The sequence below is a fragment of the Brachyspira suanatina genome (genome assembly GCF_001049755.1).
Taxonomy (GTDB): domain Bacteria; phylum Spirochaetota; class Brachyspiria; order Brachyspirales; family Brachyspiraceae; genus Brachyspira; species Brachyspira suanatina.
In genome coordinates, this window is record NZ_CVLB01000003.1 from 353,159 (window position 1) to 373,225 (window position 20,067).

17 protein-coding genes are annotated in these 20,067 nt (G+C 26.7%); 12 read left to right on the plus strand and 5 right to left on the minus strand.

Annotation, left to right across the window (positions count from 1 at the left end; genetic code table 11):
• The first annotated feature begins 37 nt into the window (after window positions 1-37).
• The 11 genes from BRSU_RS13380 (at window position 38) to BRSU_RS13430 (ending at window position 14,506) form a co-directional block, all read left to right on the plus strand.
• Entirely contained in the window at window positions 38-1,507 is a 1,470-nt protein-coding gene (locus tag BRSU_RS13380; RefSeq protein WP_048596086.1) for a S41 family peptidase, read from the plus strand.
• 756 nt (window positions 1,508-2,263) lie between these two features.
• Window positions 2,264-2,842 carry an ankyrin repeat domain-containing protein gene (locus BRSU_RS13385; protein WP_047108528.1) on the plus strand — a complete coding sequence of 193 codons (579 nt, stop codon included), beginning with the start codon at window positions 2,264-2,266 and terminating at the stop codon, window positions 2,840-2,842.
• 191 nt (window positions 2,843-3,033) lie between these two features.
• Window positions 3,034-4,065 (plus strand): ankyrin repeat domain-containing protein, encoded by a 1,032-nt coding sequence (locus tag BRSU_RS13390; RefSeq protein ID WP_048596087.1) that lies wholly within the window; start codon window positions 3,034-3,036, stop codon window positions 4,063-4,065.
• 353 nt (window positions 4,066-4,418) lie between these two features.
• Complete coding sequence (locus BRSU_RS13395; RefSeq protein WP_048596088.1) at window positions 4,419-5,237, plus strand: hypothetical protein; 819 nt, start codon at window positions 4,419-4,421, stop codon at window positions 5,235-5,237.
• 359 nt (window positions 5,238-5,596) lie between these two features.
• The gene (locus tag BRSU_RS13400; RefSeq protein WP_048596089.1) at window positions 5,597-6,466 is read left to right on the plus strand and encodes a hypothetical protein; all 870 of its coding nucleotides are present in this window, start codon (window positions 5,597-5,599) and stop codon (window positions 6,464-6,466) included.
• A gap of 103 nt (window positions 6,467-6,569) precedes the next feature.
• Complete coding sequence (locus tag BRSU_RS13405) at window positions 6,570-7,394, plus strand: hypothetical protein (RefSeq protein ID WP_048596090.1); 825 nt, start codon at window positions 6,570-6,572, stop codon at window positions 7,392-7,394.
• A gap of 268 nt (window positions 7,395-7,662) precedes the next feature.
• Window positions 7,663-8,229: a DUF4234 domain-containing protein gene (locus BRSU_RS13410; protein ID WP_048596091.1), complete on the plus strand. Its 567-nt coding sequence runs from the start codon at window positions 7,663-7,665 to the stop codon at window positions 8,227-8,229.
• 146 nt (window positions 8,230-8,375) lie between these two features.
• The gene (locus tag BRSU_RS13415) at window positions 8,376-10,262 is read left to right on the plus strand and encodes a tetratricopeptide repeat protein (protein WP_048596092.1); all 1,887 of its coding nucleotides are present in this window, start codon (window positions 8,376-8,378) and stop codon (window positions 10,260-10,262) included.
• Between the two features lie 577 nt (window positions 10,263-10,839).
• Entirely contained in the window at window positions 10,840-11,682 is an 843-nt protein-coding gene (licT, locus tag BRSU_RS13420) for a BglG family transcription antiterminator LicT (RefSeq protein WP_048596093.1), read from the plus strand.
• Window positions 11,683-11,708: 26 nt separating this feature from the next.
• Complete coding sequence (locus tag BRSU_RS13425) at window positions 11,709-13,070, plus strand: PTS transporter subunit EIIC (protein WP_048596158.1); 1,362 nt, start codon at window positions 11,709-11,711, stop codon at window positions 13,068-13,070.
• Between the two features lie 23 nt (window positions 13,071-13,093).
• Window positions 13,094-14,506 carry a glycoside hydrolase family 1 protein gene (locus tag BRSU_RS13430; protein WP_048596094.1) on the plus strand — a complete coding sequence of 471 codons (1,413 nt, stop codon included), beginning with the start codon at window positions 13,094-13,096 and terminating at the stop codon, window positions 14,504-14,506.
• 429 nt (window positions 14,507-14,935) lie between these two features.
• Here the strand turns inward: BRSU_RS13430 and BRSU_RS13435 are convergent, their stop codons facing one another.
• A complete protein-coding gene (locus BRSU_RS13435; protein WP_048596095.1) occupies window positions 14,936-16,501 on the minus strand; it encodes a DUF6348 family protein in 1,566 nt (521 codons plus the stop codon).
• Between the two features lie 129 nt (window positions 16,502-16,630).
• Here BRSU_RS13435 and gpmA point away from each other — a divergent pair, with 129 nt between their 5' ends.
• A complete protein-coding gene (gene gpmA, locus BRSU_RS13440) occupies window positions 16,631-17,377 on the plus strand; it encodes a 2,3-diphosphoglycerate-dependent phosphoglycerate mutase (RefSeq protein ID WP_012671388.1) in 747 nt (248 codons plus the stop codon).
• A 403-nt stretch (window positions 17,378-17,780) separates the two neighbouring features.
• Here gpmA and kdsB read toward each other — a convergent pair whose 3' ends face one another.
• The 4 genes from kdsB to BRSU_RS13460 all read right to left on the minus strand — a co-directional run bounded on the left by kdsB (window position 17,781) and on the right by BRSU_RS13460 (window position 20,019).
• On the minus strand, window positions 17,781-18,551 hold the full coding sequence (kdsB, locus tag BRSU_RS13445; protein WP_048596096.1) for a 3-deoxy-manno-octulosonate cytidylyltransferase: 771 nt from the start codon (window positions 18,549-18,551) through the stop codon (window positions 17,781-17,783).
• A 29-nt stretch (window positions 18,552-18,580) separates the two neighbouring features.
• Window positions 18,581-19,066: a PTS sugar transporter subunit IIA gene (locus BRSU_RS13450; RefSeq protein ID WP_048596097.1), complete on the minus strand. Its 486-nt coding sequence runs from the start codon at window positions 19,064-19,066 to the stop codon at window positions 18,581-18,583.
• A 59-nt stretch (window positions 19,067-19,125) separates the two neighbouring features.
• Entirely contained in the window at window positions 19,126-19,512 is a 387-nt protein-coding gene (locus tag BRSU_RS13455) for a hypothetical protein (RefSeq protein WP_048596098.1), read from the minus strand.
• A 66-nt stretch (window positions 19,513-19,578) separates the two neighbouring features.
• Window positions 19,579-20,019: a hypothetical protein gene (locus BRSU_RS13460; RefSeq protein ID WP_048596099.1), complete on the minus strand. Its 441-nt coding sequence runs from the start codon at window positions 20,017-20,019 to the stop codon at window positions 19,579-19,581.
• Between the last annotated feature and the right edge of the window lie 48 nt (window positions 20,020-20,067).

Below are 20,067 nucleotides of genomic sequence, written 5' to 3' on the forward strand. Positions count from 1 at the left end.
TTTTTATACATATATTTTCAATATAAGGATTTTAGACATGATGAAAAACAAAGAAAGACTTTTATGGATATTTCTTTTAATTTTTGTAGTAGCAATTTCTTTTTTCAATTTTAAAAGTCCTTCGCTTGCAATAGCACAGCAGGGAAATGCTCAGTCTGATAATGATTTTTATTATTACAGCAGATTGTTCCAAAAAGTATTTGCAACATTACAGCAGAATTTTGTTGATACTAATAGTGTAACAACAAAAAAACTTATGTATGGTGCTATAAAAGGTATGCTTGAAGCTACTGAAGACCCATTTACATTTTTACTTGATGAGGAATTAAATACAGCATTAAATACTGAAATGTCTGGTAAATACGGTGGAGTAGGACTTTCTATTTCAAAGAATGCTGATAAAGGCTTAATGGTAGTTTCTCCTATAGAAGATGGTCCGGGTGAAAAAGCTGGTATATTATCAGGCGATATAATAACAGAGATAGACGGAAAAAGCACAAAAGATATGTCTGTTGATAATGCTGCTAATATAATGAGAGGAAAAGAGGGCAGTAAAGTAACTTTAACTATAGTAAGAGAAGGAGTGGCTGAGCCTATTAAATATCCTCTTACAAGAGCAATCATTGAAATAAAAAGTGTTAAATATAAAATGGTTGATAATAATATAGGATATATAAGAATAACTACTTTCGGTGATGATACTGCTAGAGATTTAGAAAATGCTTTAATAGATCTTAAAAAACAAGGTATGAAAAAACTTATTCTTGATTTAAGAAACAATCCTGGCGGAAGACTTGATACTGCTATAAATATAGTAGAAGAATTCCTATCTGAAGGAAAAATAGTTTATACAAGAGGAAGAAGCAGAAATGAAAATCAGGATTATTATGCTTCTAAGAAAGGCGATGAATGGCTTGAAGGCGATACATTAGTTTTAGTTAATCAATACAGTGCTTCTGCTTCTGAAATACTTTCAGGTGCATTACAAGACAGCGGAAGAGCTAAACTTTTGGGTGAAACTACATTCGGAAAATTCAGTGTTCAGTATGTGCTTCCATTAGATGCTAGAGATAATACTTCTTTCAAATTTACTGTAGCACATTATTATACACCAAATGGAAGAAGACTTCATGGTAAAGGTTTAACTCCTGACTTTGTTGTGGTAGAGCCTAAACTTACAAGCACTGATATAACAGCGTTAACAGAGCTTAGAAAAGGCGGACAGATTTCTGCTTATGCTAAAAAATACCCTAATGAAAGTTCAGATGCAACTGCTTTGCCTGCTTTCAAAGAAGAATTAAGAAATCAAAATATAATGCCTAGCGATTATTTACTTGAGCGTTTAATATATAACGAAAGAAACTTAGATAATTATAAAGAGATATATGATCTTCGTTATGATAAACAGTTGAAGGCTGCTATTGAATATTTACAAACAGGTAAAGAGCCTCCTCAAGATAAAGAAGAGCCTAGAGAAAATTGGTCAAATGAAAAAGAAGAAAATTAATAAGTTTTAATTTCTTTAATATAAAAGGTGATAGTATTATTAATATTATCACCTTTTTTAATTGCATAAATATATATTAAATTATTCATATAAAAATAGTATATACCTAAACAACTATATTCTGTCAAAAATTATTTTATTAGTTTTATTATTTGTGGGGACTAGCCCCACCGCTCTGCGTACTTCGTAACACCCCCAGTTCTTTTACCGACGCTCTGCGTGCCGTAGGCAAGGTACCTTTCGGTATTGGTATAAGGCGAAGCCCGCCTGCGGCGAGAACCTTATATCCTCGACAGGCTCGGATACGCTTCGCGAACAACTGCATTTTAACCTAAAATTATGGTATTACACCATATTTGATAGATATTCTTAAAATATAAAGTTCTAGCAATTGCATTTTCGCGAAGCGTGCCTGTGGCAGCTACTTTGACGAAGTCCGCAGAGCGTGTGCGGCAAAAAAGTAGATAATTCTACATAAAGTGTATTGATTGACAAACAATAAAATTGAAAAAACTAAAATTTACAAAATGTAGTTATTTTTGTGTATACCATATATGCCTATATTGACATTTTTATTTTGATAATATATATTATTAAATGAGGTTTTATTTTTATGAAAAGTTGTATTATGTCATTAATTGCATATTCAAACACAACATCATAAATAATATTAAAAAATAATAAAGCTAATGCCAAATTAGTAAGTAAGTACGCATATTTATAAAAATATTAACAATACAATAATGGAGATGTATAATGAAAAAACTAATTTTAATTCTATCATTTTTATTGAGTATCTTTACTATATCTTGTTCAAATAATAATAATAATATATTAGATGCTATAGTAAATAATGATTTAGAAGGTCTCAAAAAATTAATAAACAAAGAAAATATTAATACTGGAATAACCATAAAGGATGAGGTTTCTATATTAGATAGATCTTATGAGATTAATAAAGAAACTCCTATCATATTAGCTGTACTTAGTAGAAATAAAGATATGATAAGATATCTGCTTGATAATGGTGCTGATCCTTCTATTTATGACGGCAGAGAGAGAAATGCTTTTCTTTGGGCTTGCGGTGCAGGTAATGTTGAAATTATACAGATGTTAGTTGAACATGATCCTAATTTAGTTAATTCAAGAACCGGCAATAATGCTAATGGAATTATTATAGCAGCGGATTTTCGTAATATAGATGTATTTGAATATTTAGTAAAAGATTTAGGTCTTGATGTAAATCACATGGATGATTTAGGAGTAACTGCTCTGCTTTTATCTCGTAAAAAAGAGGCTAAAGAAAAATTAATAGAGCTTGGTGCAAAAAGATAAGAATAATAAAAAGTTAGACATAGCAGCCAGTAACTTTAGTTGCTGGCTTATATTGGCGATGCTGTAGGTAAGTCCGCTTATGGTTAGCATAGTAATAATAAAATATAGTTTATAAAAATTGTGAGCCTCTAGCAAATTTATTTGCTAGAGTTTGTTAGCGAACAATTTTTATTGATAATAATAGGATTCAAATGATAAAAAAATATATTGTCTTAATTATTGTTGGAATAGTTTTAATGGTAAATATTTCTTATGGTATATCTCAAGATGAAAGAAATTTTTTGAATGCCTGCCATTATGATTACATTGATGAAATTGAAAAATTAATTGATAAAGTTAATATTAATGTTCAAGATGAAGAAAAAGGATATACTCCTTTAATGAATGCTATAAGAGGAAGAAAAATAGAAACTGTTAAAATTTTATTAGAACATAATGCAGATGTTACTAAAATAAAAGATAATAGCGGAAGAAATGCATTTTTCTGGGCTGCTGCTTTAGATGAACTTGAAATGTTAAAATTATTTGAAAAATATAATCCTGATTTTAATACTGTAGATAATGACGGTGCTACTGCTTTATTTTATGCTAGTAAAATAGAAACTATGGATTATCTAATAAAAAATGGTATTGATGTTAATAAAAAAGATATAACTGGAAGAACTGCTTTAATACAATATTCTTTAGCATACCAAAGCCAAAATATTGTAAAGTTTTTAATTGAAAACGGCGCAGATGTTAATGCTCAGGATAATGAAGGAATAACAACATTGATGTTTGCTGTTAAGGATTATAATATTGAAATAGTAAATATGTGCTTATCAGCAAATGCCAATCTTCATATAAAAGACAAAGAAGGAAAAACAGCTTTATTTTATACATTATTATATTTTTATGCTATAGATTATGGTAAAAATATGACATATAATATGTTTGGAAAAATTAATGCTGACATAAGTGAATTTATAACAGGGAATAGAAAAAAAGAACAAGAAGAAGCAACTAAAAATGTTATTAAATTTGTAAAGCTATTAACAGATAATGGTGCAGATATCAATTCACAGGATAACAAAGGAAACACTTTATTAATGTATGCTGTAACCTTTAAATATAAACCTCTTGTAGATGAGATATTAAAATTCAATCCTGATCTTAATATAAAAAATAAAGAAGGTAAAACAGCTAGTGATATAGCAAAAGAATACGGTTATAAAATAGTATAATAGTGAATGTTTTATAAATTTGTAATATTTATGTTTTAATTTATATATAAGGATAAGAAAAAATTAAAACTATATAGAACTAATAAAAAACTTGTGAATGTAGTAAAAAATAAGTTTTTTATATATAATAAAAAATGTAGGTAAGACACACTTGCATGGGGTATAACAACAAGATAAAAAATTACTAGCTTTAGACTAACAAGTTTTTACATTTAATAAATAGGTTTTTAATATGCACTTTTTGCAACTTTTTGCGGCGGGAAAAAGTTGCAAAAATATAAAATTTATTGATTCTTATAATTTTAATCAGTAGTAAGAATTTAATAATTGTTATTTATAAGCAAGGAGTTATCATGAAAAAAATTATTTTGTTTCTTTTAAGCATTAATTTATTATGGGCATTTCCGCCTAGTGAAGCGTATTTTTCTGAACTTTTAAGTGATAATGGTAAAGTGACAAAAAATACACTTAAAGTAAAAAAACTTGACGGCACTTATTCTGCTGCTCAAATTTATTTTGATGGTGAAATTACATTAACAGGAGTGTTGGAAAGAACTGATAATTCTGATGTTGATACTATTTATAGTGCTTTAAGATTTTATCCTGATAATAATATTGATTTGCCTTTTTTATTTAGCACATCTTACCATAATATAGATGATTATAAAGAATTTGAAAGATTAGACTTCGGAGTTTTATTAGAAAATATTAAAGTAAAATTACCAGAACCTTTAAATAAAAGATTTTTAGGTGCTGCTGCTGTAAGGGCGGAGGTAACAATAAGAAACTATTCTTTTTATGGAGAAGGTGAAGCAGGAAGAGAGGCTTATGGCGATCTTGTAAATATTAAATTACTTGATGATGTACAAATAGAATATTTTTCTAAAGATAATTCTTCTGACGTTTATTATCATGCTGGAAATTCTTATTATATTAAACTTGAATATAATTCTAAAGATGATTATGTGAATATAAGAGATAAAGCAAATGGAAAAGTAATAGGAAAGATTTTGAAAAACGATATGATTAATAATGGAGGGATTTTATTAGCTATTGATGATTATTATGGAAGTGGAGAGAAAGATTGGTGTGAAGTATATTATATGCCTCCAAATGCTAAAGACGGAAAAGATGCAATTTACGGCTTTGTGCATAGTTCACAGATAAAATAATAGAAAATTAAAACTATATATAACTAATAAAAAAATTGTGAATGTAGTAAAAAATAAGTTTTTTATATATAATAAAAAATGCAGCAAGACACACTTACGGGGGCATAACAACAGAATAAAAAATTACAAGATTTTGAAAACTATATAACAAAAAAGTGAGCCGAGCACAGACGTGCTTATTCACTACTTTAAGGCGACCGAGTAGGCACCTTCGGTGGGCGACCTGGTAGGCACCCTTTGGGTGACATAACAACAACCAAGCGAGCCAAGCCAGTGAATAAGTTTACTTATTCACTACTTTAAGGCGACCGAGTAGGCACCTTCGGTGGGCGAGCATAGCAACAATAGGAGTTATTACAATGAAAAAAATTATTTTATTTCTTTTAAGCATTAATTTTTTATGGGCATTTCCACCTAGTGAAGCATATTTTTCTGAACTTTTAAGCGATGATGGTAAAGTGACAAAAAATACACTTAAAGCCTATAATGTAGAAAGTTATGGTATGGTTTATTTTGATGGAGAGATTACATTAACAGGAGTTCTTGAAAGATCTGATAATTATGATATGGGAAATAATTATACTGCTTTAAGATTTTATCCTGATAATAATGTAGATCTTCCTTTTTTATATGCTTCATCTGAAATGGATTTGAAAAATCAAGGTGCTTTTAAATATGGTGATTCTTGGGATTTTAGCGGCGTTGAATTTGACAGATTGGAATTCGGTGTTTTATTAAAAAATATTGAAGTAAAATTACCAGAACCTTTGAATAAAAGATTTTTAGGTACTGCTGCTGTAAGAGCTGAAGTTACAATTAGAAATTATCGTTTTTATGGAGAAGGTGAAGCATCTAGAGAGGCTTACGGTGATATTGTAGGTTTTAAGGCTTTAGGTGATGTAGAAACAAGGTATTTTAGTAAAAATAATTATAATGTAGGAGATGTTTCTTACAACGAACTTCAATATAATTCTAAAGATGATTATGTGAATATAAGAGATAAAGCAAATGGAAAAATAATAGGAAAGATTTTGAAAAGAGATATGATTTATAATGGTGGAATTTTATTATCTATCAATGGAGAAGGTATTGATTATGAGAATTATCAAGATATCGAAACAAAGTGGCTTGAAGTATTTTATCTTCCTCCAGAGGCTGAAGACGGAAAAGATGCAATTCATGGCTTTGTGCATGGTTCACAGATAAAACTTGAAAACGGAGGCTATTAAAAGAGCATATCAACAGAATAAAAAATTACGAGCAGCAACTGACAAAGGAAGTTGCTAGAGCTTATTGGCGAGTAATTTTTTATATATTAACAGGAGTTATTCAATGAAAAAAATTATTTTATTTCTTTTAAGCATTAATTTTTTATGGGCATTTCCGCCTGATGCGGCACACTTCAATGAACTTTTAAGTGATAATGGTAAAATGACAAAAAATACACTTAAAGTAAAAAAACTTGATGGCACTTATTCTGCTGCTAAAATTTATTTTGATGGGGAGGTTACATTGACAGGGGTACTTGAAAGAGCTGATGATTTTGAGACTAATAATGCTTTAAGATTTTATCCTGATAATAATATTGACTTGCCTTTTTTATTTAGTACAGATTCCCATAATATAGATGATTATAAAGAATTTGAAAGATTAGACTTTGGTGTTTTATTAGATGATAAAAATTTAAATTTACCATCTCCTTTGAATAAAGCATTTTTAGGAGTATCAGCTGTAAGGGCGGAGGTAACAATAAGAAACTATTCTTTTTATGGTGAAGGTGAAGCAGGAAGAGAGGCTTATGGAGAGCTTGTAAATTTCAAACTATTGGGAGATATTAAAACAGAGTATTTTACTAAGGATAATTATGAATTTAAAGGAGAAGCTATTTATAGTATTCTTGAATATAATTCTAAAGATGATTATGTGAATATAAGAGATAAACCAAATGGAAAAATAATAGGAAAGATTTTGAAAAATGATATGATTAATAATGGTGGACTTTTATTGGAAGTTGATATTAACGGCGATTTAAGTGATTGGGAAAAAAACTGGATTGAAGTGTATTACTTACCTCCTGATGATAATGACGGCAAAGGTACGATTTATGGCTTTGTTCATGGTTCGCAGATAAAACTTGTAGATATTTTAATAAATTAAATGATTATTTTGTTGTATATCTTTTTTCTAATAAAGGAAGTGAGGCAATATTGTTGGATTTTATTAATTACTAACAAGTTTTCACATTTAATAAATAGGTTTTTAATATGCACTTTCGTGAAGCGTGCCGACGAAGTCCACCTCGCGAAGCGTGCCTTTGGCAGGTGTTGGGGTGCATAGCAACAAACAAGTGAGCCGAGCCAGTGAATAAGTTTACTTATTCACTACTTTAAGGTGAGGTGAGCATAGCAACAATAGGAATAATTTTATGAATATAGGTGCTGTAAGATCAATCCCTACAATGTTTTTTCTAAACTTCTTTACTTTAGGAATATACCATTTCTATTGGATTTATTATATTACTTTAGAAGTGAAGAATTTTACCAAAAGAAAAGATATATCTCCTTCATTAGAACTTTTACTTAGTATTATAACATGCAATCTTTACAGCATATTTTGCTATAATAAATACGGAAATATTATTCATAAAGAAATAGCTTTAAAAATTGATGAAAACGATAAAAATGATGTTACTCAAACAGTTATGGTTTCATTTATTATTGTATTATTTGTAGGTATGCCAATTATAGGAGGATTAATATTTGCTTTTGTTATGGGAGTATTGGTAAGCGGTATGGCAGTACTTTATGGAGGAGCATATGATAGTTTTACTTTGAATCCTGAAGTATTATTAGTATTTGCAGGTACTATATTGGCACTCATTATTATTGTTATAGTAATTACTGCTATGTTACTCATTCCTGATATTATTATGCAAAAGAAATTAAACACTATATGGAAGAAGGTAAAAGAAGCTCATTATAATAAAAATTAATTTTTATTACAAATAATTTTTATAATTCATTTAATTATTAAAAAGTAACTATATATAGTTTTTACTATTTTTAATGTAAATATTTGTATATAATTTCATAGATAAAAATCAAAATATTGTTTATAATATTTCCATTGGGTTTGTATATGAATATTAGTAATTTTAATAGTATTATAATTAATAATTTAAATTTGGTAATGTATTATTTGTCTTTTTTAATAATATTAGCCATAATGCTTTTTTTATATAAAAAATCGAATAGAGATAAATTAAAAGATGTATTAGAGTTTTTACATAAATATTATAATATATTTTTTATAATTTTATTTCTCATATCTTTATTATTATTCAGCGGTGTTTATTTTACACATTCAAAAAATGTAGAAAACAGATTTAATAATGCTCTTCAATCATATGAAAAAAGCATGTCTAATATATTTTATAATTTATCCGTATCAACAAATAATCAAACAAATGAAAACATAGTATCTAGTAATGAAACTTCTTCAATATCTGTAAGTACAATGGATAGAATATCAATAAACAATAATAATATTATGAATATGTGTGAAGGAGATGGTTTTGATTTATTAAAAAAATCTTTTGAAATAGGTTTGGATTTATTAAAGGCTTCGCTTTCAGAAACAATGAAAGATTCAAATGATGTACTAACATTCTGGTTTGCATTCTTATCAGTGATAATGGTTGTATTTACTTTTGCAGGAATTTTAATTAATAATAATGTTTTGGAACAGTCTAAAGAACAATTAAATATTTTGAAAAAAGAGATAGATATTAAAAAAAATGAAATGGAAAAAGACTTTGATAATTTCAAAAAAGAACAATTTGGAAAGATAGATGATGATATAAATAAAAAGTTAAAAAATATAAAAGATGAAGTTTCGGATTATATCAATAGCATTAAAGATGAATATAATAAAGAATTTGAGGATCAAAGTAAAAAAATAACTATTAATATAGATGATATTCTAAAAGAGAATAGAAGAATAGTAGAGCGTGAACATAATGAGTTAATTCAAAATTTAAAATCAAAATATAATGAATTAGAAAAAAAATATAATGATGCAATAGAAAATATAAAAGAAGAAAGTAGAGTAGAAACGAAAAAATTAGTAGATGAGAGTAATAAAAATATGCAAATATCAAATTTATTAAATTTAGGTATTCAAGCTGCTAATATTCAAGATTATAAACTAGCAGAAAAATATTTTTCAGATATTATTAATTTGGATAATAAAAATGAAAATGCTTATTATAATAGAGCAACATCGAAATATAAACTTACTATGTATAGAGAAGCTATAAAAGATTATGATAAAGCTATAGAATTAAATCAAAATAAAGCAGAGAATTATTTTGGTAAAGCAACAAGCTATTTGAGATTAGGACTTTATAAAAAAGCTATAGAATATTATGATAAGGCTATAGAATTAAATCCTAATTATTCGGAAGCTTATAGTAATAGAGGTAATGCTAAAAATAATTTATATGATATTGATAATAATATATCTTATTTAGAAGAAGCAATAAAAGATTTTAATAAATCAATAGAATTAAATCCTAATAATTCAGTGGCATATAATAATAGAGGAAATTCTAAAAACTATCAGGGTAAATATGATGAGGCAATAGAAGATTTTAATAAATCAATAGAATTAAATCCTGATAATTCAGAAGCTTATTTTAATATAGGAAATACTAAAGGATTACAAGGTAAATATAGTGAGTCTATAGAATACTATAATAAGTCTATAGAATTAAATCCTAATATATCTAAATTTTATCTTGGAAGAGCTGTTATAAAAATAGAATTATTAAATAATATTAATAATAAAAAACTAAATAAAAACAAAAAAGATTTTGAAGATGCATATAATGATTTATATACAGCATACAATTTAGCTGACGAACAATTTAAAGAAACAATAAAAAATCATATTATTGGTATGGCTAGAGAAGGAAATGAAGTAGCAATACAATTCTGTAAAGATAAAGGCTGCGATATTAAATAGCGGCAAAGATTGATTATATTTGTAACTATTCTTAAATAAATAAATTTTATGTGCTTTTGTAACTTTGACGAAGTCCGGGAAAAGTTGATAAAAAATAAGTTAAAAATTTTTTATTTATATAGTTTCCCTCTAAACTTTTATATTTTATTCTAAAATTAGAATTTTAATAAAGATAAAAAATTTAAATGGCTGTGTTTTAGAATGAATTTTTTCTAATTCCCCGCCCTTTATATTTTATTGCCTTATTCTGTTATTTTTGTTTTTTGTTTCTTTATTGTTTAAAAAGAAATGTTAACGCCCACCCAAATGATTTTTAAATTTAAAATCTATTTAACGTGCCTTTAATGCATTTAAAGTTTAAAAGAAATAAAAGTTTATATATAGCTTTAACAAGTTAATATAAAAAAATCCTTGACAATTAATGTTATATCGTTTATGATATTTATATCATATTGGATAGTGATTGTTTTTTTATCTTTTAAGACAAGCTAAACCTATTTATATAAAGACGAAATTCGGAAGTATTGTATATTTTGTTTTTATATAAATAGGTTTTTATTTTTTAGGAGAACTCCTTATGAAAGTAGCAAAGATACTTAATAATAATGTCGTTGTTGTTTTTGAGAATGGTAAAACAGAAAAAATTGTTATGGGAAGAGGTATAGCTTTTGGGAAAAAAGTGGGAGATATTATAGATGAAGAAAAAATTGATAAAACTTTTCTATTAGAAAATTCAGATAATAATAGCAAACTTCAGCAATTATTAAAAGATATACCAACAGAGTATCTTAATACTACAGAAAAAATTATTAAATATGCTAAAACTAAGGCGGAAAGAAGTTTAAACGATTTTTTATATATAACTTTAATGGACCATATATATATGGCTGTATCAAGAACAAAAGATGGTATAAATATAAAAAATATGATGCTTTGGGATATAAAAAAATTCTATAAAGATGAATATAATATAGGATTAAAGGCTTTGGATATTATAGAAGAAGATTTTAATGTAAAACTTTCAGAGGATGAGGCAGGATTTATAGCTTTGCATATAATAAATGCCCAGATAGATGGCGATGGATTAATAGATGAAATAGAAAAGGCTACTAATTTAATATATGAAATAACAAAAATAGTTAAAAATCATTTTAATACAGAATTTGATGAAGATTCTTTATATTATAATAGATTTTTAACACATCTTAAATTTTTTTCTTTAAGATTATTCAGTAAAAAATTATATGATACTAAAAATGACGGAGATTTATTATCTATTCTAAAAGATAAATATCATGAATCTTATGAATGCACATTAAAAATAGTAAAATATATATTAGATTTATATTCTTATTCTTTGAGCGAAGAAGAACAAGCATATTTAACTATACATATAGAAAAAGTAAGCAGAAAAGAATGAATATTTAATTAAAGGAGATATTTATTATGGATTATAAAAGTTTATCAAAAGATCTTATTCAAGAATTAGGCGGAAAAGAAAATATATTGGAAGTTACTCACTGTTTTACAAGACTGAGATTTGTATTAAAAGATTCTTCAAATATAGATAGAGAAAAAGTAAAAAGTATGAGCGGAGTAGTTACAATAGTTGAACATGGAGGCCAGTTTCAAGTTGTATTTGGAAATAAAGTTGGAAAAGTTTATGATGCAGTAAAAGAGTTTATAGATGTAGAAAAATTAAATTCTTCTGAAGAAAAAGAGAAAACTTCTATTTTCAATAAAATTTTAAATAGTTTTGCTGCTATTTTTACTCCGGTTGTTCCTGCAATAGCTGGTTCAGGTATGTTAAAAGGTATCATAGCCATATTTGTTATGATATTTGCTTCAAAAGGTATAGATATAAAAGAGTCTCATACTTATATTATATTGAATGCTGCTTCTAATGCCGTTTTTTATTTCATGCCTATTATATTAGGTTATACTTGTGCTAAAGTATTCAAATGCAATGAATTTATATCTATGATAATAGGGGCAACTATGTGTTATCCGGATATAGTTTCTCTTATGGGTATTGAAGGTAATGTAAATTTATTTGGAATAGTGATTACAAAAGCAAATTATACATCATCAGTTATTCCTATAATAATAGCAATATTTATATATTCTTATGTTCAAAAATTACTAGAAAAAATTATTCCAGATGTTGTAAAAATTATTTTAGTGCCTACATTCGGTTTATTAATAATGATACCTGCTACTTTAATGGTTTTCGGACCTATAGGTATATATATAGGTAATTTTGTAAATTGGTTCTATTATTTAATTATGAATTTCAGTCCTATATTATTGGGTGCTTTTATTGGTGCTATGTGGTGTGTATTGGTAATATTTGGAGCTCACAGAGCTATAGTTCCTATAGGAATAAATGACGTTGCTATGACAGGAAAACAAAGTTTGCTTGCATTTGCCGGTGCTGCCAATTTTGCACAGGCAGGTGCGGCATTAGGAATATTTTTGAAAACAAAAAATAAACAATTAAAAACAATTTCAGCTTCAGCCAGTATAACAGCTTTATTTGGTATAACAGAACCAGCTATTTACGGAGCAACATTAAGATTAAAAAAACCAATGTTATGTGCTATCATATGCGGAGCTATAGCAGGCGGTGTTATGGGATGGGGCGGTTCATATGGAACAGCATTTGCCAATCAGGGAATACTTACAATAGCCGTTTATGCAGAAGCAGGTGCTAAAGCATTTATATCATACTTAGCTGGTATAGCTATAGCATTTTTTGGTTCAGCAATTTTAACTTATATAGTTGGATTTAAAGATATAACAGAATAATTAAAATACTAAAGGATGATTATATGAATAAAACATTTCCAAAAGATTTTTTATGGGGAGCATCTTCTTCAGCTTTTCAAATAGAAGGAGGATGGAATGAAGATGGAAAGATAATGACCGTTGCTGATTTTAATTCTTTTAAAAAATCAGATATTCAGGCAGACAGTAAAATAGCAAGCGATTTCTATCATAATTATAATTCTGATATAGAACTTATGAAAGAGATGTCAATAAAAGCTTATAGATTTTCTGTATCTTGGGCCAGGATATTTCCAAATGGAAAGATAAATAATAAAGGGATAGATTTTTATAATAGATTAATAGATAGTTTATTGGAGAAAGATATCATTCCTTTAGTAACATTATATCATTTTGATTTGCCTTATAATTTGGTAGAAAAATATAATGGATGGGAATCTAGAGAATGTATATATGAATTTGAAAAATATGTTAGGGTTTGTTATGAGAATTTTGGCGATAGGGTAAAATATTGGCAGCCTAATAATGAACAAAATCTCATGATAAGAGTTAATGAGAGAATGAATATTAATGATCAAGATGAAAGCATAAAAAATTTCATAGAAAAAATTAGAGCACAAATGGATTATAATATGTTTGTAGCTCATGCTTTGGCTGTTAATGCTTGTCATGAAATTATCAAAGATGCTAAAATAGGACCAGCAGTTTCATCTACTGTAACATATCCATATACAAATAAGCCTGAAGATGTATGGGCTGCTAGAATGAATAATTATTTCAAAACAGATTATGCTTTGGATATATATTATAATGGTGAATATCCTGGATATTATAAAAAATATTTAGAAGACATGAATATTATGCCTATTATGAATAATGAAGATGAGAAGATACTTAAATCTGCCAAGATAGATTTTATAGCGTTAAATTACTATAGAACTTTAACAGCAAGATTTTTACCTGAAGATAATGAGCATAAAAAAGGTACAAGAGTTAATGATATAGATTTTGATTTGTATGGATATTGGAAAATAGAGAGAAATCAAAATTTGAAAGCTACTGAATATGGTGCCCAAATAGATCCTGTTGGTCTTAGAATAGTACTAAATGAATATTATATGAGATACAGATTACCTTTGATTATAACAGAAAATGGACTTGGTGCACATGATACATTAACTGAATATGGTAAAGTTCATGATGATTACAGAATAGATTATTTAAGAGAGCATATAAAAGCTTGTAAATTAGCCATAGAAGATGGAGTAAATTTAATAGGATATTGTCCATGGTCTGTTATGGATTTAATGAGTTCTCATCAAGGTTTCAGAAAAAGATACGGATTTATATACGTAAATAGAGATGAGCATGATATTAAAGATCTATCAAGAATAAAAAAAGATAGTTTTTATTGGTATAAGAAAGTAATAGATTCCAATGGTGAAGATTTAGATTGATAATTATTGCGCACGGTCCATAAAATTTAAAATGTAAACTTATTTAAAATCATAATTAAAACTATATAAAAAAATATATTTACCGTGCGTTAATAAAAATTTTCAATATAATAACCGCTTGGGTGGGTATTAAAATAACAGAGTAAAATAACAAAATAAAATATATAAAAATAGCAGTTAAGATTTTAAATTTAAAGGGTGGGGAGTTAGAATAAAATTTGTTTTTTTAATCTTTTCTAATTTCCAGCCCTTTATATTTTATTGCCTTATTCGGTTATTTTTGTTTTTTGTTTCTTTGTTGTTTAAAAAGAAATTTTAATACCCACCCAAGTTTTATTTAAATTTATAATGCATTTACAAACAAAATTAAGAATATTATTTTATTTGAAATATAGTTTTTATTATATTTATTGATTCACTTACCGTGCGTTATCTAATCTCATAATCATCATCTACATTAAAACCTAAATTTACTTCAAGATTTTCTAACTTTTGATTTTTCTTTTCATAGTCAGCTTTAATCTGAGAATATATATTGTATCCTGCACTCATATTTATAAATCTTAAATATATATCATTTTCCTTGCCGTTAAATGCCCCTTCTCTAAAAAGTTCAAATAGATAATTATTGATTAAATGATATGTATAAAGCTGAGTTTTGTATACAGAACAATTTTTTTGAGATGACTGAAAATTGAAATTAACAATTTCTCCAGAATGAAGCTCATTATAAAATTCATTATCAGCACATATTTCAGGTAAGAATAAAAATAAATCACTTGCAAGACTATAATCCTTTGTAAGCTCTTCTGCTAAATTTCCTAATTTATCATAAGATTCTTCGGACTCTTTTAAATTTAAAACTATATTTGAATATTCTCGAATAAATTTTAAAATCTCATCATTACTGAATGGATAAGGAGTATAAGTCTCATTATCCTGCACTAAAAAGAAAAACTGCTTGTCTGATGAAAAATCTGTTTCATCCCAAGTTTTTACATATTTATTCATTTTTTCAGCAAGCTCTGGTATATTAACATCATTGATTCTAAGCTCTCCTATAGAATAGTCGTTACCTGCCTTAGCTCCGTATATTTTAATGTAGCATATTTTTTGATTTCCTATTCTTTTTAAAATGTCATCTTTGAACATATCCCAATAAATATTTACATTTTTAGGCTTTCCATTATCGCCGCCCATATTAACTAAATTACTTGTATAAACTTTCCATTTATGTTTTTTACCGGCAAATTCAGTTTCTACTTCATCAAGTATTCTGTTTTCATTCATAGCTTTTATGCCTGTCATTATACCGAATATAAAACTTCCATTTGAAAGCCCTACAGAAGTATTAGCATCTTTTCCTGCACTGGCACAGCATTCAAATATATTTCTGTCCCAATCAGGACTGGATATATAATAGTTTATAACGGCACTTTTATCTGTTATAGTATCAGGATAAGCATTTATAAATATATTCCATTTTTTTATAACAATACTTCCCTCTATTATTTCATTATCTATATCATTTGATAAAATATATGATATATCTTTTATGATAGAATCAGGATCATCAATATTAACGGAATTAGCTTCATAATGCATACTTCCGCCTTGTATATATTCTTTTAAATTATTATATAAATTGTTGTAATAATCATATTCTTCATTGCTTATTAAAGATTTGTTCATTTCTAATGTATACAATGCTCTGTCTATATTTAAATTAGCATTACTCATATCAGATTTTCCTGAATATGCATAAGCTATTTTATAAAACCAAGTATGATGGCTTTTAGTTTCTTCGGATAAAGAATTTAATATTTCTATTGCTAAGTCAAATTCTCCAGTATTATTATATGCTACGGCAAGCTGCCCTTTAATATCATCATTTAATTGTTCTTCAGGTAAGGAAAGTATTAATTCAATAATTCCTTTATGATTTCCTTCTTCATATAATTTGTGAAATTGTAAATCTAATTCTTCATTATTCATACATAATATCCTTATTTGTTATTGGTAAAATATAATATATTTATAATAATAAAACAATATATTTTTATTTAACTTTTTTATGATTTTAGTATATAATAGCACTTAATATCATTATAAGGAGTTATAAAGATGACAAAAGTTGTTTTAATTCGTCATGGTGAGAGTGTTTGGAACAAAGAAAATCTGTTTACAGGCTGGGCAGATGTTACATTATCAGAAAAAGGAATAGAAGAAGCCAAAGCAGGCGGAGCTGAGTTAAAAAAAGCAGGATTTACTTTTGATAAAGCATACACTTCTACACTAACTCGTGCTATCAAAACTTTAAATTTAGTATTAGAAGAAATGGGACTTTTATGGATACCTGTAGACAAATGCTGGCAGTTAAATGAAAGACATTACGGAGCTTTACAGGGATTAAACAAATCACAAACAGCTGAAAAATACGGAGAAGATCAAGTAAAAATTTGGAGAAGAAGTTATGATACTCCGCCTCCAGCATTAGAAAAATCTGATGAGAGATATCCTGGACATGATCCGCGTTATAAAAACTTGTCAGAAAAAGAACTTCCTCTTACTGAATGTTTGAAAGATACAGTTGCAAGAGTAGTGCCTTTCTGGGAAAATGTTATACTTCCAGATATTAAAGCAGGTAAAAAAATCATCATTGCTGCACATGGTAACAGCTTAAGAGCTTTAGTAAAATATTTGGATAATATTTCTGATGCCGATATCACTGAGCTTAATATACCTACAGGAATGCCTTTAGTTTATGAGCTTGATGATAATTTCAAAGCAGTTAATAAACAGTATTTAGGAGATCCTGAAGCTGTTAAAAAAGCTATGGAAGCCGTAGCAAATCAAGGTAAGAAAAAATAAGAATATAAAAATATATAGTTTTTTATTTTCTAAAAATAAAAGGAAGTCTTTAGATAATTAAAGACTTCCTCTTTTTATTAAATTGTATATTTAGTTTTAATTGTTCTTTTTATTTAGAAAACCAAAGATATAAATTATAGGCTCAATAAAAATATTGTATAAAAATCGGCTAATATTTGTTACTAAAAATCTTTTCACTAAAAATATAATAATGAATACACTCTTAATAAGTTCAAAGACTGTATCCAATATAGCAATGAAAATTTTTTCAAAGTCTGTAAATAAAAATAAACTTACATTTGATGCTATAAAAATAATTTTAAGCATATTAAATTCTTATAATAAAAATTGGTATTTAGGAATAATACATTTTAATGATGACATTTTTTGTTGTGATTAATGATTACTTATATAAATTTTCATTATTTAATTCACTTTGAGCAAAATTTCTCAAATAATTTTGAACGAATTCTAAATCTTCTCTTGTATCTATACCATGAAGAAATTTTTTAGTTTCTAAAACTTTTATTTTCATGCCATTATAAAGCCATCTTAATTGTTCTAGCTTTTCTATCATTTCATATTTGCATTCTTGTAAGCTTTCTATCTTTAATAGAATATCTTTTCTAAAAGCATAAACTCCTATATGTTTATAGTATTCAGCACTAATATTCTGATCGAATCTTTTATGAGGTATTGTTGCTCTAGAAAAATACATAGCATAATTATTTATATCAGTAACAACTTTAACAGCATTTTCATCTTTTATTAATGGGCTGTCATCATCTATCTTTGTTTTTAAAGTGGCAATATCAACATTTTCATCATCGAAAGCATCTATTAAAGGATTAAGAACTGATTCATTTATTAAAGGCTCATCACCTTGTACATTTATAATAATATCGCTTTCTATCTTTTTAGCAACTTCTATTATCCTTGAAGTTCCTGAAGTATGATCTGATGAAGTCATTACTGCCTTAGCATTATTCTTTTCACATATATCCATTATTTCTTTAGAGTCGGTTGCAACAATACAGTCATCTATTTTTTTAGCAGCTTTAACATTATCATAAACAGCTATTATTATAGGCTTTCCTAATAATTCATAGGTTAATTTTTTTGGAAATCTAGTTGATTCATATCTGGCAGGTATTATTGCTGTGATTTTAGCCATATTATTACTCCAATAATATTTAGTTTTAATTATTTAGTATTAAGCATTTCTCTGGAAATTTCTATTAATTTTCCTTTAAATTCTTCTATTGTTTTTGATTCTAATAATACAACAGGATACATACTCATTCTTGAAATCTTTGTAAATAAAGAAAGCAAACCTAAGTATTTTTCATTACTATTTTTATTGGTTAAAAACATTGTAAGTAAATGTACAGGTTTTTTATCAAGTGCAGAATAGTTTAATCCTTTCTTTGATACTGCAAATATTATATCATTATCTTCAACTTGATTAGTCCTCACATGCGGAAAAGCTACACCATAACCTAATCCGCTGCTTATAATATCTTCTTTTTTGTACATAGATTCTATTATTTGAGATATATTTATCCTAAGTCCGTTAGCCTCAGAATATATTAACATTTCACTTATAGCTTCTTCTTTGTTGTCAGCTTTTAAATCTAAAATAACATAAGAATTATTTATGTATTTTTCAACATCATTTAATGAAATCATATAATTTAACCTTCATTATATTATATATAATATAATAATTTAATATAAAAAATTTAATATTAAATTCCAAAATTATCTTTTAAATATTCTTTCATAGTATATTTTTTTTGTATTAGTTCTAATGTGATATTAAGCGGATATATAGTTTTATGATTTTTGAAACCAATTCCTATAGTTTCATCATCTAAATCTATATCTCTGGACAATTCCCAATGGCCATTAAATTTTTTCCTTATAACTTCACCTATATACGCACTTATAGAAAATATGAAATTTCTATTATCATCTCTTTCCAAAACCAAATTAATTTTTTCTTTAAAAAATTTGTCTATTTCAAATAAACTTTCTATAGTATAGTCAGCATGATATCCTTCTCGCATCAGAAAATTGCTTATCCAATCAGAGGCCCTTGAAAGTTCGTCTTGGGGTAAAAGATATTTTGGCATAATATAAATCCTCGTTACAATATTACATTTTTTTTATAATATGTCAACTTATAATTTGATATAAAATTACTGTAAATTGGTACTATTCAATAGTTTATAAAACCAAGTATTTTTAGAATTATTCAATGGAAGTGTGTATTTTGTACCATCTATATCTGTAAATACCATTTTATCTTTACTATAATTAATAGTCATTTTTGTATTATCTAAATTTAAATCTTTAACATTATTTGTATTTTTTATATCTTCTATATATTTAGCTTCTTCTATGCTTTTTACCATTTGATTTCCACTTTTATTATTAATAATTCCAGAAATATATGTCAGTTTATTGAAGCTGTTAGTATCTTCTCTTTTTACCAAAATAAAATTTAATGTTTCATTTGTGAGTCTGTTTCCTTTAGTATCTTCATCAAACATCAAAATACTTACTTTATCACTGACATACATATTGCAGCCTTCCAAAAATAGCAATATAAATAAAAATATAAAACAAATTCTTTTCATAATAAAAACACTCCTAAAATATAAAACAAATAAAATGATAAAAAATAA